The following is a 1,046-nucleotide window of genomic DNA, read 5'->3' on the forward strand; positions in this document are numbered from 1 at the left end:
TCGGTCTTGTAGATGTCGACGTGGGAAAACTGCGCCCGCGCCTCCTCCTCCGTGAGACCGACGGTGCCGATCTCGGGCTGCGAGAACACCGCGGTCGGGATCGTGGCGTGATCGACCTGCACCGGACGCTTGCCGAATACGGTGTCGGCGAAAGCATGGCCCTCGCGGATCGCGACCGGGGTCAGGTTGAAACGATGGGTGACGTCGCCGACCGCGTAGATGTTGTCGACCGAGGTCTTCGACCAGCCGTCGACCTGGATGCCGCCATTGGCCGGATTGATGGCAACGCCGGCGGTTTCCAGCCCGAGATTGGCGACGGCGGGATGGCGGCCGATCGCGAACATCACCTGGTCGGAGGCGATGCTGGAGCCGCCGGACAGATGCGAGGTGAAGTCCTTGCCGTGCTTGTCGACCTTGGTCACGGTGCATCCGGTGAGGATGGTGATGCCGCGCTTCTCCATCTCGGCGCGGACATGCTTGCGGACGTCCTCGTCGAAGCCGCGCAGGATGTTCTCGCCGCGATAGACCACGGTGACGTCGGAGCCGTAGCCGGCGAAGATGCCGGCGAACTCCAGCGCGATGTAGCCGCCGCCCTGGATCACGATCCGCTTCGGCAGTTCCTTGAGATGGAACGCCTCGTTGGAAGAGATGACGTGCTCGATACCGGGGATGACCGGGCCATGATTGGGCGCGCCACCGGTCGCGATCAGGATGTATTTTGCGGTGACCTTTTCGCCGGTGGCGAGCCGGAGCGTGTGGGCGTCTTCCAGCACCGCACGAGCCTTCGCGACCGTGGCGCCGGACTTCTCGACATTGGTGGTGTAGGCGCGCTCGAGGCGAGCGATCTCCTTGTCCTTGTTGGCGACCAGCGTCGCCCAGTCGAACGAGACCTCGCCGATACTCCAGCCGAAGCCGGCCGCATCCTCGATCTCCTGATGGACGTGGCTGCCCATCACGAACAGCTTCTTCGGCACGCAGCCGCGAATCACACAGGTGCCGCCCATCCGGTACTCTTCGGCGACCATGACCCTCGCGCCATAGCCGGC

At 65.0% G+C, this 1,046-nt stretch carries 1 protein-coding gene; it reads right to left on the reverse strand.

All coding sequences use genetic code 11. The annotated features are described in order from the left end of the window. On the reverse strand, positions 1-1,046 hold a 1,046-nt coding region (locus tag JQ633_RS35035; RefSeq protein WP_211990397.1), incomplete at both ends, for an FAD-dependent oxidoreductase.

Origin of the sequence: Bradyrhizobium tropiciagri, from assembly GCF_018130505.1 — a bacterium.
In the GTDB taxonomy this organism is placed as follows: Bacteria; Pseudomonadota; Alphaproteobacteria; order Rhizobiales; family Xanthobacteraceae; genus Bradyrhizobium; species Bradyrhizobium tropiciagri_B.